Source organism: Parabacteroides sp. B2-S-102 (assembly GCF_023656665.1).
Taxonomy (GTDB): domain Bacteria; phylum Bacteroidota; class Bacteroidia; order Bacteroidales; family Tannerellaceae; genus Parabacteroides; species Parabacteroides distasonis.
This window is the reverse complement of the sequence record NZ_JAMOKM010000004.1, coordinates 40821-55745: the sequence shown is the minus strand read 5'-3', so window position 1 is coordinate 55745 and position 14925 is coordinate 40821. Positions and strand designations below refer to the sequence as shown.

General features: G+C 45.0%; 12 protein-coding genes and 1 pseudogene. 8 read left to right on the top strand and 5 right to left on the bottom strand.

What is annotated here, in order from left to right:
• The first annotated feature begins 1 nt into the window (after position 1).
• Complete coding sequence (locus tag NBH07_RS07115) at positions 2–1522, top strand: DUF4301 family protein (RefSeq protein ID WP_009018119.1); 1521 nt, start codon at positions 2–4, stop codon at positions 1520–1522.
• A 48-nt stretch (positions 1523–1570) separates the two neighbouring features.
• On the opposite strand, the gene NBH07_RS07110 is transcribed toward NBH07_RS07115, so the two are convergent.
• Positions 1571–2884 (bottom strand): Gfo/Idh/MocA family protein, encoded by a 1314-nt coding sequence (locus tag NBH07_RS07110; RefSeq protein WP_009018120.1) that lies wholly within the window; start codon positions 2882–2884, stop codon positions 1571–1573.
• A 310-nt stretch (positions 2885–3194) separates the two neighbouring features.
• Between NBH07_RS07110 and NBH07_RS07105 the strand changes: the two genes are divergently transcribed.
• The 6 genes from NBH07_RS07105 (at position 3195) to NBH07_RS07080 (ending at position 11347) form a co-directional block, all read left to right on the top strand.
• A complete protein-coding gene (locus tag NBH07_RS07105; RefSeq protein ID WP_005854489.1) occupies positions 3195–4289 on the top strand; it encodes a PCMD domain-containing protein in 1095 nt (364 codons plus the stop codon).
• 13 nt (positions 4290–4302) lie between these two features.
• The gene (locus NBH07_RS07100) at positions 4303–5085 is read left to right on the top strand and encodes a porin family protein (RefSeq protein WP_005864412.1); all 783 of its coding nucleotides are present in this window, start codon (positions 4303–4305) and stop codon (positions 5083–5085) included.
• Between the two features lie 150 nt (positions 5086–5235).
• Positions 5236–6684 carry a Gfo/Idh/MocA family protein gene (locus tag NBH07_RS07095; RefSeq protein ID WP_005864413.1) on the top strand — a complete coding sequence of 483 codons (1449 nt, stop codon included), beginning with the start codon at positions 5236–5238 and terminating at the stop codon, positions 6682–6684.
• A gap of 23 nt (positions 6685–6707) precedes the next feature.
• On the top strand, positions 6708–7712 hold the full coding sequence (locus NBH07_RS07090) for a sugar phosphate isomerase/epimerase family protein (RefSeq protein ID WP_009018121.1): 1005 nt from the start codon (positions 6708–6710) through the stop codon (positions 7710–7712).
• A 131-nt stretch (positions 7713–7843) separates the two neighbouring features.
• Positions 7844–11083, top strand: coding sequence for an AsmA family protein (locus NBH07_RS07085; protein WP_009018122.1), 3240 nt, complete (start codon positions 7844–7846; stop codon positions 11081–11083).
• Positions 11084–11086: 3 nt separating this feature from the next.
• Positions 11087–11347 carry a GNAT family N-acetyltransferase gene (locus NBH07_RS07080; protein ID WP_005864416.1) on the top strand — a complete coding sequence of 87 codons (261 nt, stop codon included), beginning with the start codon at positions 11087–11089 and terminating at the stop codon, positions 11345–11347.
• On the opposite strand, the gene NBH07_RS07075 is transcribed toward NBH07_RS07080, so the two are convergent.
• The gene (locus NBH07_RS07075) at positions 11344–11994 is read right to left on the bottom strand and encodes a pentapeptide repeat-containing protein (RefSeq protein ID WP_005854501.1); all 651 of its coding nucleotides are present in this window, start codon (positions 11992–11994) and stop codon (positions 11344–11346) included. The two genes, NBH07_RS07080 and NBH07_RS07075, sit on opposite strands and share 4 nt — an antisense overlap.
• A gap of 147 nt (positions 11995–12141) precedes the next feature.
• On the opposite strand from NBH07_RS07075, the gene NBH07_RS07070 reads away from it, so the two are divergent.
• Positions 12142–12999: an AraC family transcriptional regulator gene (locus tag NBH07_RS07070; RefSeq protein ID WP_009018123.1), complete on the top strand. Its 858-nt coding sequence runs from the start codon at positions 12142–12144 to the stop codon at positions 12997–12999.
• 116 nt (positions 13000–13115) lie between these two features.
• On the opposite strand, the gene NBH07_RS07065 is transcribed toward NBH07_RS07070, so the two are convergent.
• From NBH07_RS07065 to NBH07_RS07055, 3 genes and pseudogenes are all read right to left on the bottom strand, one after another.
• On the bottom strand, positions 13116–13532 hold the full coding sequence (locus tag NBH07_RS07065; protein WP_229038695.1) for a pyridoxamine 5'-phosphate oxidase family protein: 417 nt from the start codon (positions 13530–13532) through the stop codon (positions 13116–13118).
• A gap of 15 nt (positions 13533–13547) precedes the next feature.
• A pseudogene (locus tag NBH07_RS07060) lies at positions 13548–13985 on the bottom strand (AraC family transcriptional regulator); the annotation flags it as partial.
• 110 nt (positions 13986–14095) lie between these two features.
• Entirely contained in the window at positions 14096–14905 is an 810-nt protein-coding gene (locus NBH07_RS07055) for a helix-turn-helix domain-containing protein (RefSeq protein WP_009018125.1), read from the bottom strand.
• Positions 14906–14925 lie beyond the last annotated feature (20 nt).

Below are 14925 nucleotides of genomic sequence, written 5' to 3'. Positions count from 1 at the left end.
TATGTTAAACGCAAACGATTTAGAACAGCTGAAAGCCAAAGGAATCAGCGAAAAACAGATTGAAGAGCAACTCGCTTGCTTCGTAAAAGGTTTCCCTTTCCTTGAGATAGCGGCCTCCGCTTCGGTAGAAAAAGGTATTATGGTAATATCTAAAGAGGAACAGGCTTCTTATATGGATGCTTGGGACGCTTATCTGGCTAAAAACAAGAAAATCGTAAAATTCGTACCTGCCTCCGGCGCTGCTAGCCGTATGTTTAAGAATCTGTACGAGTTCCTTTCTGCGGATTATAAGGAACCGATGAACGCTTTCGAGAAGAAATTCTTTAGCGAGATCGAGAAATTCGCTTTCTATAAGGCTTTGGACAAGAAGTGCGTGGAGAATACAGGGAAAGATATTCCTGCGTTGGTAGCCTTGGGCGAGTACAAGGAGGTGGTATCCAATTTATTGGAGCCGAAAGGCTTGAATTACGGACAGCTACCGAAAGGCTTGTTGCTTTTCCATAAATATGCCGATACGGTTCGTACGGCGATGGAAGAACATTTGGCCGAAGGCGCCATGTACGCCAAGAATAACGCCGGCGAGGTGAATATCCATTTCACGGTATCTCCGGAGCATCAGGCTTTATTCGAGCAATTGGTTGCCGATAAATCTGGCGAGTACGAGGAGAAGTTCTCTGTGAAATACGATGTCTCTTTCAGTATCCAGAAACCGAGTACTGATACGGTAGCGGCCGCTATGGATAACACGCCGTTCCGCGATAAGAATGATAAGTTATTGTTCCGTCCGGGTGGGCATGGAGCCTTGATCGAGAATTTGAACGATGTGGATGCCGACGTGGTATTTATCAAGAATATAGATAACGTGGTTCCGGATAGCTTCAAATGCTCTACGGTTATCTACAAGAAGGTGATCGCCGGTGTCTTGGTAACATTGCAGGAGAAAGCCTTCAGATATCTGGAACAGATCGAGACCGGCAAATATACCCATGCCGAGGTAGAGGAGATGATTCATTTCTTGCAAGACGACCTATGTATCAAGAACCCGGATACGAAATTACTGGAAGACGCCGAGTTAATCCTGTATATCAAGAGCAAACTGCTTCGCCCGTTGCGTGTATGCGGTATGGTGAAGAATGTGGGCGAGCCGGGTGGCGGTCCGTTCTTGGCGGAGAATCCGGATGGTACGGTTTCCTTGCAGGTGCTTGAAAGCTCCCAGATCGATATGAGCGATCCGGCTAAGAAGGCGATGTTTGAAAAGGGTACTCACTTTAATCCCGTGGATTTGGTTTGCGCCGTTAAGAATTATAAGGGAGAGAAATACAACTTGCCGGATTACGTGGATAAGAATACGGGCTTCATCTCTTATAAGAGCAAGGATGGTCGCGAATTGAAAGCGCTGGAATTGCCGGGCTTGTGGAACGGTGCCATGAGCGACTGGAACACGGTATTCGTAGAAGTTCCTATCGAGACATTCAACCCCGTGAAGACGGTGAACGACCTGTTACGCCCCGAACATCAATAAATACCCAGTTGTAGAGACGAGGCACGCCCCGTCTCTACAACTAGATCCTTATATTTTCGGTAATTCCCACGGTGCCCTGTATTCCTTGCACAGCAGCTTATCCGCCTCCGCGTCATGGAAACTCTTTCCATCCCAAGATAATTTTTTCCCGGTCCGATAAGCGATATTCCCCAATTGCGAGAACTTGGCGATATGCGCCCCGATCTCTACGCTGGCATTGCAATTCCGGTTCCGGCTCTTGATACATTCCAAATGATTCTTCGCATGCAAATTCAAGCCACCCTCTCCGTATGACTTCTTCAAGGGAACAGCCTCCATGCGGGCCTGTCCGTTTACCTTTTCCGGAATAACCTCCCAGCCGCCACGATCGATCACCAAGGTACCGTTCTCGCCAACGAATCCTAGGCCATGATTCCGTCCGTAGGCCCCGTCGTCAATGCCGATCGCATGATCCCACATAACGGTGAAGTCCTTGAATGTATAAATGGTTTGCAATAAGTCCGGGGTCTCGCAAGCGTCATCCGGATAACCAAATTTACCTCCGGAAGCCATGATAGACTCCGGTGCGGTGACGTTCATGCCATACAATGCGTAATCCAGTAAATGTACGCCCCAGTCCGTCATCAAACCTCCTGCGTAATCCCAGAACCAACGGAACGTGAAATGAAAACGGTTCCGGTTGAACGGACGTTTCGGGGCCGGCCCCAGCCACATATCATAGTCCACTCCGGCGGGCACCGCCTCGTCCGGCTTGACGGGGATAGAGGGGCACCAACCTTGATAAGAGAATACACGTACGGTGCGGATCTTACCCAGCTGTCCGCTATGTACGAATTGCATGGCGTCCTGCCAATGCGGATCGCTACGTTGCCATTGGCCTACCTGCACGACCCGGTTGTATTTCTGCGCCGCCCGTACCATAATGTTACATTCCTCGATACTATTTCCCAGCGGTTTCTCACAATACACATCCTTCCCGGCTTGGCAAGCGGATACCATTTGCAGGCAGTGCCAATGATCGGGAGTACCTACGATTACGAGATCGATATCCTTATTGTCTATCAATTTACGCCAGTCTTTATATAAATGCTTTACTTTCTTCCCGGTGATCTTCTCGGTCTCTGCCGCCCGGTTGTTTAATACGCTCTCATCGATATCCGACAAGGCGATACACTCTACTTCCGGATTACGAAGGAACGCTTTAAGGTCTTCGAATCCCATGCCGTTACATCCGATAAGCCCGACGCCTATCTTGTCGTTTGCGCCCACACCGGCACTCCCAGCTTTAATGAAAAAAGGACTGATGGAAAGTCCGGCACCGAGCAAAGCGGTCTGCCGGAGAAAATCTCTTCGAGTTGTCATGGTATTACTATTGATTTAAAGTATTTGCAATATTAAGCGAAATCCTTTACAATCGCAAATGATAATAGCTTTTTAACTACTTACTTAGTCGATGAAGTATATATCCTATGGCACTTGAAGTATATATCCTGTGGTACTTGAAGTATATCTGTCCGGTAAGGTTGGTATTGTAAGGATATGTACCATTGCGTCTTTGTAAAAAAAGTTATTAAAAGATATAGGGATGCGATATTGGAGAATATAGTTTAACTTTGTGCATTATGTTCACCCTAAAAGGGCGATGTGTTGTATATAATATAATGTATAGAGTATGACTTTGCGAAATTTGCTTTTCTGTTTTTTTATGGTGATGATCTCTGTTTCATGTATCCGGGAGGAGGCGCCCAATGCGGAAGCGGATATCTTGTCGTGTACGGTGGATGGCGATATATTGAAAGCCGAGCCGGAGATCGACAACGAATCCGTGACACTGACCGTGAAAAGTGACGCCGATATTACAAACCTAGCCCCGGTATTCACCTTGACTCCCGGCGCTACTATCACTCCGGCTAGTGGTTCCGCTTTTGATTTTACGACGCCGAGAACCTATACGGTAACTTCCGAGGATGGTCACTGGACAAAGACTTATACGGTGCGTTGTATCGTCTCCGGCGTAAGCACGGAATATCATTTCGAGCATATAACGATGGAGCCGAAGAATGGACGTTACCAGATATTCTATGACTTTACATCGAATGGAGATTCCGTGACTTGGGCGAGCGGGAATGCCGGATTTGCCTTGACCAATAATAAATTGGAGCCTTTAGACTTCCCAACCATGCAAGACGATAACGGATATGTCGGTAAATGCGCTAAGTTGGTGACCCGCAGCACGGGTAGTTTCGGTAGCGGATTCGGTATGCCTATCGCCGCCGGAAACCTTTTCATCGGTACGTTTGATTTGCTGAACGCTATTCCGGACGCAAGGAAAGGCACGAGATTGGGACGTCCTTTCGATCATGTGCCGACTTACTTGAGTGGTTATTATAAATATAAAGCGGGAGAGTCGTATAAAGTGAATGGCGAGGAGGTAAAAGGTAAGAAAGACCAATGTGATATCTACGCCATCTTCTATGAGACGGATGAGAATGTGAAATATTTGGATGGTTTCAACGGGTTGACAAGCCCGAACCTGATATCCGTTGCCCGGATCAGCGATCAGAAAGAGACGGATGAGTGGACGCGTTTCTATATCCCGTTCGTGGCTAAGCCCGGTAAGGTGATCGATAAGGATAAGCTGGCGAAAGGTGGTTATCAGTTATCCATAGTCTTCTCTTCGAGTTTGAAAGGTGATGTCTTCGAGGGAGCGGAAGGTAGCACGCTTTGGATCGATGAGGTTGAGATAATCCAGTCCGGTGAGAACTAAAAAAACAGAGGATATGAAAAGATATATAGTATTAATAGGTATACTGTGCTTGTCGGGTGTCGTTACGTTGAAGGCGCAGCAGGAAAGAAACCAAGGAATAATCTGGTCTTCCCTAAGGGGATTGGAATATACGGTAAAGGCTGGTATCAATATCGGCGGAACCGCTCCGGTGCCATTGCCTCGTGAGATTCGTGCGATAGATAGTTATCGCCCTACGCTTTGTGTCTCCATAGAGGGCGATATCAAGAAATGGTTCGGCGAGAGCAAGGAATGGGGTATGATGATCGGTCTCCGTCTGGAGAATAAAGGTATGGAGACAAAAGCGACGGTTAAGAATTACAGCATGGAGATCATTGGCTCCGGTGGCGAGAAGCTGAAAGGAAACTGGACCGGCGGCGTGCAGACGAAAGTGGAGAACACTTATTTCTCGATACCGGTCGTGGCTCTTTACCAATTGAATAACCGGGTGAGTTTCTCGGCGGGACCATTTGTCTCGTTCGCTACAAACCGGAACTTCTCCGGCTACGTATACGACGGATATCTGCGTGAGATCAATCCTACCGGTACGAAGGTGGAGTTTTCTGGTGACAACCGTGCTTCCTATGATTTCTCGGATAACTTAAGAAAGTTTCAGTGGGGAGCGCAGATCGGTACAGAATGGAAAGCGTTTAAGCACCTTATCGTATACGCTGACTTGACATGGGGATTGAACGATATCTTCCAAAAGGATTTCGATACGATTACCTTCGGGATGTATCCGATCTATCTGAACGTAGGCTTCGGATATGCGTTTTAGGAATTGATATGAATCAAAATAAGGCTATCCCGGACAAGGATAGCCTTTTTTATTAAAAGATTATTATGGAAATAAATTATTTTTTATAACTTTGGGGCGATAATTCTCAGACCAAGTTACATTTTATCTTATATTATTAACAAAATTACCATGAAAGAAAACACTAAGAAGGGCGTAAGCCGTAGAGAGTTTTTGGGTCTTTCCGCACTAGGATTGGCTAGTTTAACAATTCTTCCCAGTTGGGCCATGAATGGCGTTCGTATCGCTCCGAGCGATCGAGTCGTTTTAGGTTTTATCGGCCTAGGTCAGCAAGCATTATCAGACTTTAAAGGATTTGCCGCATGTCCGGGCGTACAGGTTGCCGCATGTTGTGACGTGGACACGATGAAAACAGAGCGTTTCAGAAGACGTGTCGCTGAATGGCAAGCTTCAAAGGGAATGAACCAACGTTGTGATCAATATGAGTTTTACGAGGATTTGCTGGAGCGTAAGGATATCGACGCTATCGAGGTCGCTACCCCGGACCATTGGCATGCTTTGGCTACCATCCATTCTTGTCAATCCGGAAAAGACGTATATTGCCAGAAACCGTTGGCTTATACGATCTCCGAAGGCTTGGCTATGGTGAAGGCTGTACGTAATAACAAACGTGTGCTTCAAGTAGGTAGCCAGCAACGTTCCAGCAAAGAGTTCCAAGCTGCGATCGATATGGTTCAGAATGGAGCCATCGGTCATATAGAGAAAATATATGCACGTGTAGGTGAGCCTCCTACGCCGCTGAGCTTGCCGGAAATGCCGGTTCCCGCTAATTTGAACTTCAATCAGTGGATGGGTCCGTTGAACGATCCGAAGATCCATTATCATCCCGATTTATGTCCTCCTATTTCTCTGGATCCGGAAGAGAACGAGAAACTATGGGGTGCATGGCGTTGGTATCAAGAGACCGGTAATGGCTATACTGCTGACTGGGGTGCTCATATGTTTGATATCGCCCAAGCTGCTATCGGTATGGATGGTTCTGGTCCGGTTGAGTTTACGCCCAAGGGATACAATGGCACACAATATTCAACTATGCGCTATGCGAATGGTATCGTAATGACTGAACAACCTTATTTGGAGGATAATCCGGATGCGCAGGGTATTAAGTTTGTCGGAGATAACGGTTGGATCGAGGTAGCTCGTGGCTACATCAACTGCTCTGATCAGTCTAAGATCCCCTCCGACCTGAAGAACTTGATCGAGAAGCGCCCGAGAATGATGACTCCGGAAGAGCGTAAGAAGATGTATGAGGAATATATGAAGAAGCTGAAAGACAGTAAAAAGAAGGGTAACGATGCTGGCAATTATGAGACTAGCGCTCCGCATATGCAGAACTTCATCGACTGCGTTCGTTCACGTGAGAACCCGATCGCTCCGGTTGAGGTAGGTTGCAGTACGAATACGCTTTGCTGTTTACAGAATATTGCCCGTGAGCTAGGCCGTCCGGTTAAATGGAACCCGGCTACATTAAGCTTCGGTAATGATAAGGAGGCGGCTTCCCACCGTTTGTACTGGTATCAATATCGCAACCCGTATTCATTGCCTTATTTCTGTAAATAAGCCTATTTAAATAGAATGATGTTATGAGTAACAGACGGGATTTCTTAAAAAATATCTCTCTCTTTGCCGCTGGTGGATTGCTGGCTGGTAAAGCCGGTTCCGTAAATGCGGAGAACGCTGCGTTGGGAGTTGTGGATGAGGTCCATGCCAGCAAAGAGATTGGCTTGCAGATCTATTCTTTATCCCAAGAATTATATAAAGGCGACGTGGCCGCTAATCTTCGGAAGGTGAAGGATATGGGATACTCCAAGCTGGAGTTGGCGGGTTATGGTAAAGGCGCTATCGGAGGTGTTCCTATGATGGACTTCAAGAAAATGGCGGAAGACGCAGGCTTGAAGATCATTAGCTCGCACGTGAATCCAGTCGACGCATCTATCTCTGACCCTTTTAAGGCTATGATTTTCAAATACTCGAAGGAGGTTACCCCAAAGATCATGGAGTATTGGAAAGCTACGGCTGCCGATCATGCGAAACTAGGCTGTAAATATTTGATCCAGCCGATGATGCCGACGATTACTACGCACGATGAGGCTAAACTTGTTTGCGATATTTTCAATCAGGCCTCGGATGTTATCAAGGCGGAGGGTATCGCCACTGGTTTTGGCTATCATAATCATAATATGGAGTTCAATCGTGTTGCGACGAAAGAGCAACAGGAGAAGGTGAAAGGAAATCCTTTCGCCGCTTTCATGAAAGTCGGAGACCAGATTTATGACTTGATGCTGAAAGATACGGACCCGAGCAAGGTTTACTTCGAGATGGATGTTTATTGGACTGTCATGGGACAAAACGATCCTGTCGAGTATATGCAGAAACATCCGGATCGTATCAAGGTATTACATATCAAGGATCGTGCCGTATTCGGCCAAAGTGGTATGATGAACTTTGAGATGATATTCAAGCAAATGTATGCGAACGGAATCAAAGACTATTTCGTAGAGTTGGAGCAGATGCCGGACGGACGTACTCAATTTGCGGGTGTGAAGGATTGCGCCGACTATTTGATCAAGGCTCCTTTTGTAAAATGAAGTAACAATCGATAGATCGTAAGCCTCGGGGTTAATAGACTCCGGGGCTTTTTTATTAGATGAAAGGCAACATAAACGGGTCTATTTTGTTTTTATAAAAAGAAGTTTATATCGCAAAAATCAAGGAAAGGATGAGTTCTAGGATAAGGAAGATATTGAAACATACGGTGATCGCTGTTTTATCGCTGGCTGTATTGTTCCTAGTTTTGAATCTTTTCCTGACAGGTCGTTTGGAGCGGTACCTGAAAAGAGAACTGATAGAGCGTACGGCGAATGCTACGGATGGTTTTTATCGCCTTTCTTTCGATAAGCTTTCTATTAGCTTCTTCAAGGGAGAGCTAAGGCTAGAGGGTATTTCATTGGAGCCGGACTCTAAGGTCTTTGAACATTGGGCCGCCTTGGATAGCTTACCCGATACCTATGTAAGTACCCGGATTGAGGTGATAGATTTTAAGGGGATTAATTTGGTATGGCGATGGAATTACCGGCAACTCCATTTCAATACCTTTGAGATCCGCTCGCCGGAGGTTCGTGTATACGGCTCTTCCGGATCAAACCCGTTAGTTTCCGGACTGGCGGCAGATACGGTAGAGCATGCTGAATCGAAGACGTTGTATGAGGTGATCTCTCCATACATAGATGCCCTGAGCGTAAAGACCTTGAACTTGGAAAATGCCAGTATCTCTTATAATGTGGAAAACCAAGTCTCGCCGATTATCTATACGTTGAATAACGTAAGTTTCCATGCGTATGGTTTTATGTTGGATTCTACCTCTTCACGGAGCGGGAAGCTGTTGTATTGCGATAACTTCGATTTTGTCACGAACCAGCCGCAAACCTTGTTGGTAAATAATGATTTTAAGTTGGAGACGGATAGTATATGCCTCAGTACCCAAGATTCCATTATCTATATCCAAAAAATCCAATTGCTTCCGCAAGAATTATTGTGGGGGGAGACCAATCGGAAACCTACGAATTATCTGGAAGGGAAAGTGCAAACCGTACAGATACAAGGGATTCACTTTAGACGGGAAGAAGCCTTGAACTATTTGTCCGCCCGTAATTTTGAGATACAATCTTCGGATATCAAGGTGTATGACTTGACTCGGGAGAAGAAGCAGGCGAATGCCGATGCGGATTCTTTGGTGCAAGCCTTATCGTTATATGATGTGATCTCCCCGGTACTACATAGTATATCCGTGGATCAAATACGAATAGAGCGAACCGCCCTTCACTATTCCTTAGCCTTGAAAGGGCAGATAGAGGACTTCTCGATCCCTGAGTTTAATTTCCATGCGGAAGGTCTTCTGATCGACTCCTTGGTAGCTCCGGGCGAGGAACTGAATTATTTTCGTTCCATTGCGTTTGAGGCGAATGATATACAAGGGATCATGAGGGCTCGTAATCACCGGTTCGATATCAAGCGCTTGGCGATGAATACGGCCTCAGGCTCGTTTCATATAGATAGCATGCGGCTGCGTCCGTTGTCTGTTCGTTCCCGCAATGATTATTTGTCGGGAAGTATCGATACGATCCGGATAGACGGGTTGGCGTACAACAAAGGTATTAGTGCGGATTTACTGATGATTCGGTCGCCTCGCTTGGTTTATTATAAAACGCCCTCCGTTGAATCTCCGGATAAAGGGAAAAGCACATCTGTAAATAGCCGTGTGGATGTGGAGAGTTTGTTAAATCCTTTCCTTCGGTATCTTTCCATCCGTAAGATCCAGATTCAGAACGCAAATGTGACATTGGAGGATCGTGAGATAAATGACACGACCCGGTACCGACTCAACAGCCTCAATTTCTTTGCCACGAATTTCTTGGTGGATGAGCAAACGAACCGGAGTGGGCAATTGTTTTTCAAGTATGATCATTTTGGTCTTAGTTTCCGGGATTTCGATAACTACTTACCGGGAAAGGATCTGCGTGTGACTATAAGAAAAGGTTCGCTATCCACCGTAAACGGCTCTTTCCGTCTACAGGATGTGACCTTGGCCGCTAAAAAGGACTCGATACGTTTTTCAACCCCATTGATTTCATTAACGGGAATCCGGATTCCCAAGAATAGCATCTATCAGATCGGGTTTGACCGATTTGATTTATCCGATGGTGATTTTTCTATGTCTTGGGGATCGGATACGACAATATTGCGGACTGAGAGCCAAAAGGATATCCAATTGGCTTTGGAGAATGTGTTTGTGGATTTGAAGAAGAAGACGTTTCAATTAGGTGATCTTCAGCTACAGACAAAGGATATCGATATACCGTTGGATAACGGCTTCTACCGGTTGAAGATCGGGGATCTGGATTTGAGAAAGTCAGGTTTGAGGTTGGATCACGTACATTTAGTCTCGCCTTATTCTAAAATGGAATTCGCTTATAAACAGCCTAAGCATCAAGATTGGTTTGACGTGAAGGTTGGGAACGTAAGATTGAACGACGTGGATATTCCCGGATATTTCTCAACCAAGGAATTACGTGTGGGGGGACTCTGGATAAACGATGTCTTACTACAAAACTTAAAGAACCGGAAGATCCCGGTGGAGCCTCATATCGTTCCGATGATTTATGAAGGTTTACAAAAGGCTCCGGTCCGTTTCAAGATAGATACCGCTTCCGTTGCCAATTTCTCCGTGGTTTATGAGGAATTACCCGTTAAAGGCGATAAGCCCGGTAAGCTTTATTTTACCGATATGAACGGCCAATTTTTAGGTTTGACCAATATCGTTTCCTATCCGGAGCAATTCATCAGATTGCATGCGGACGGGAACCTGATGGGATCGGGGCATTTTACGGCTACATGGCAACTCCCGGTAGATTCATTATACGACCGCTTTCTATTGGATGCCCGTTTGGATAGCTTAGACCTGCTTTCCTTGAATGAGATTGTAAAACCTCTGGCGCCGGCGGAAGTAGTGAGCGGTTGGGCACAGGATGTGGTCTTTCATATGGATGCCTCAAGCCGGAAAGGACGGATACGGTTAGACTTTCCGTACCGGAAATTGAAAGTGGCTTTATTGAAAGAGAAAGACGGAGAGACCACACAAAAAGGTTTCTTGTCGAGATTGGCGAACTTAGTTCTACGGGATAATAATCCGGCTCATCCGGAGCGAAAAGATAGTAAATTGCGTAAGGTCGATATGGAAATCGTGCGAGATCCCTATCATTCCACGTTTAACTATCTATGGCAGATGCTAAGACCAGCCTTGGTGGAATCAGTCGGAGTCTCGAAAAAAGAACAGGATGCGGCCTTGAAAGTGGCAGGTTTCTTCACGAAGGTAAAGCGCTTTTTCGGTCTCGATAAAAAGAAGGATAAGCGGGAGGAGATTGATACAAATAATAAGGAAATAGAACCTTTAAAAGAATAAATAATGGAATATACAGTAAATCACTATCCGGAGAAACATCGTTTCGAGGTAGTAGAAGACGGCTTGACAGCCTATGTGGAATATCGTTTAAGAGGAGATGCCTTGGACATTATCCATACCATTGTCCCAAAAAACTTGGAAGGGCGTGGGATTGCGGCGACTCTTGTTGAAACAGCTTATAAATACGCAAAGGAACAGGGGTTGCGCCCTTTGGCTACCTGTTCCTATGCGGTTGTGTGGTTAAAACGCCATCCGGAGTTTTAATCCTTGATCGTAATACCTAACATTCTAGCGATGTCCAGTGCTTGTAAGGAGGTTACGGTAGCACCTTTCAACTCTCCTCCGGGAATCGAGCCAATACGTATACCGGCGATCTCGGAGGAAGTAAGATCGATCCCTTTCAAAGAGGTCCGGTGAAACTCGGCCTCTACTAAATTACAATGTTCGAATTCTACGTTCGTGAATTGGCAATTGTCCAATCCGCCTCCTCGTAAAAAGCATTGATTAAAAGATACGTTCCGGAGTTTGCTCATGGAGAAGATTACATAATCTCCTTTGCAATCCCGGATGGTAGTATGATTAAAGATTGATTCGGAGAAATTCGTTCCGGTAAGTTTACACCCAATGAACTCTACCCGGTAAAAGCCACATCCGGATAAATTTATATTTGATAGGTCACAGTTCTTAAATACCACATCGCTAAACTGAGATTTACGATAATTGCAAGCAATGAAACCACAATTGGTGAATAAGCAGGAATTAACGGATAGGTTCTGTTTAGATACGTCCTCGACGCATAATCCATTGAAAGAACATTCTGTAAAATCATCCTCTTGTCTGGATATACAATCCATCCAGTCCACATCCTCCCGTAAGTTTTTTACCAATCTAGGCGCTGTTATTTTCAACATGTTATTGTTTCCTATTTTAATTTAGATGGTAAAGATAACGGATTTGGGCTAAATAAACGATATCTTTACTTTATAGTTCATTTTAGCAATATCGGAAAAGTGTGTTCGGGATAATTCTTCTACTTTTGCCTTGAAATCCTAAGAATCATGCGAATAAAGACAACGACAAAGACAGAGTATCAACAACGTATCAATGTATTGGTTGAATACATAAATAATCACTTAGGCGAGGATATCGATCTAAATAAGCTGGCGGAGATATCCGGATTCTCTCGTTGGCATTTTCATCGGATCTTCGCGGAGTTCTTAGGGGAACCGGTTGGTACGTTTATCGTTAGGATGCGGGTCGAGACGGCCGCTCGGCTTTTGCGTTACACGGAAATACCTGTCAAGGAGATCGCCTATAAGGTAGGATATGACGTACCCTCTTCTTTGTCTAAGGTTTTTCGCCAGTTTTATGGGATTTCTCCAAATGAATATAGAAACAATAAAGATTATGTAATTATGGAACCGAATAGAATAATGCCCGATATGGAATTGAAGGTCGAGGTAAAAGATTTACCCGGCAAACAAGTAGCCTACATTCGTCTAAACGGAGGGTATAAAGAAATTGATTATCTGGGAACTTGGATGCGCTTGCTCCAATTCGCCAAGGAGCAAAACATCCAGCCATTGAGTTTTTCACCGATCTGCTTGTACCATGATGATCCGAAAGTGACCTCACCGGATAAGCTGCGTACCGATATTTGTATGGAAGTCGCTCCTTCGGTTTGCCCTAAAGGGGAGATTGGTACGAAAAAGGTATTGGAAGGGCGTTTTATGGTCGCTCTTTATAAGGGAACTTATCAGCAATTAGGGGCTGTGTATGATACGCTTTACGGCAAATATCTCCCCGAGATGGGTCTTTCCTTACGGGAAGTGCCTAGCGGCGAGATCTACTTGAATGATCCTTGCAATACGAAGCCGGAGGATTTATTAACCCAGATTTATGTGGCGATAGAATAATAAGAGCTAGAGAGGTTTCTGAAGTGAATAAATGAATTAATCTTGATTGCCGTCTTCTCTAATTAGCGGTAATCAAGATTTTTAATATTTTAGACGCGATTGTATGATGTGATAACTTATATACTTGCTTTTACAAATTCATTATCGATCCAATAAGTCGCTTCTTCGGAAGTGAATTTCAATATACAATAGCTCGGATCTATTACTCCTCCAGGGAAATGAGCGAACATCCAGTCAGACCAAAGGGCTTTCTTGATTTCCATATCGGAAACGATCTCGACCTTACCTGTTAACACGATACTGTCTCCTCCTTTCATAAAGCAAACTCCGGCTTTCGGGTTGAGTTGGAATTGTATTGTCTTATCAGAGAACGTGCCTGTAGAGAACCATATTTGGGAAATACCATCCGCTTTTATTTTTCCCATAGGAACCGGACGGGGATAACCCTCTTGCGTAACAGACGCGAGCATAGCGGTGTCACATTCCGTTAATATGGAAATTGCTTTTTCCTCGATTAGCTTGAGGTCTATCATCTGGACGGGTATACATAAATCGATCATACATTTATCTTGTGGATGTTGATCGAGGGGGATGCTTTGATAGATCTCGAATGATTTGCCCGCACAAGGTTTGCATTGGTGTTTGGATGTAAGCGTGTACATCAAGCTCCATGCGGCGGGTATTTCATCCGTTCCTATCTCAAAATGCCCGATCGCGTAAAGTCCTCCGGATAATAATCCTTTTGAGATCTCATTTTCTCCCTCTACCTCTTGAGGCACTGTTAAACCGATATCCACACTTAACTCCTTTCCTTCGTGTTGGTAAACTGATATAAGTTTATTTGCCGGACCGTTTATAAGTCCTTTTGCCCCGGCCCATTGCATAAGCTTTCTGATAGAGCTTGGGATCAAGCTCATATCTCCTTGATGATGAAGATACACGATGTGTGTAGCATGTAGTTCTTTTAGTTCAAAAGTGTAATTCATAAGATTCTTATTTGTAAAAGTTCAATAGTGCAAACATACGGAATGACTATTCTTTCTGGTTGTAAAAAAACGACTTTTTATGTGATAGATTCTTGCGATTTTATTTTTAATCAAATATAAGTAAGCGGTTCATCCGTAGGATTTGGTAAAGTCAGGAAGTAAGAGGGAACGTCTCCCGCTAAACGCTTGAATTCTTTGATAAAGTGGGAATGGTCATAGTAGCCGCAATCTAAGGCGATGCTGCTTAAGTCCGTGTGTGGGGCGTTCCTCAGTACTTCTATGGCATATTGGAATTTTATGATCCGGCTGAATTCTTTGGGAGTATATCCGGTGGTATCCTTGAACTTACGTTGGAAATGCCGCTGGCAAATGCAAATCTTGTCGATCAAGTTTTGTACGGGTAGCTGTCCGCGAGACTGTTTTATAAATGAGGTGGCGTATATAATTTGTCTGTCTACTTGAATGGATTGGGTGAGAAGGCGTATAAGATAGCCTTCGATAATGCGGATACGGACGGAATCGTCCGGCTGTTCGCAAAGCATCTCGGCAAAGGAATTATCGAATAAAAGGTTAATATCTGAAGACTGGATGCGAAGATCGGCAAACTGTCCCAAAGGCTCATTCGTGAAAGCTGCCAGCCCACAGGGGTGAAAACGAACCCCCAGCATGTGCAGGGTATTTGTCGTGGCAGTCAGATCCGAATAAACCCGCATAGGACCAACGAAATAGGAACGATAAGGTTGCATGATCATCGAATGCTCGTCCGTAGGGACGGTCATGTTACCGATTGAGAAGATAAAGTCGGTGCATCCGTCCGCGAGGATCTTAAAACGTGTCCCGATGTCGGTAAAGCCTTTGAACACCCAGAACTTGTCGATAAAGGGCACTAAGGCTGCGCAGGGGGTAAATTCGTGATACATAGTGCTTCTTTCGCTTGTTT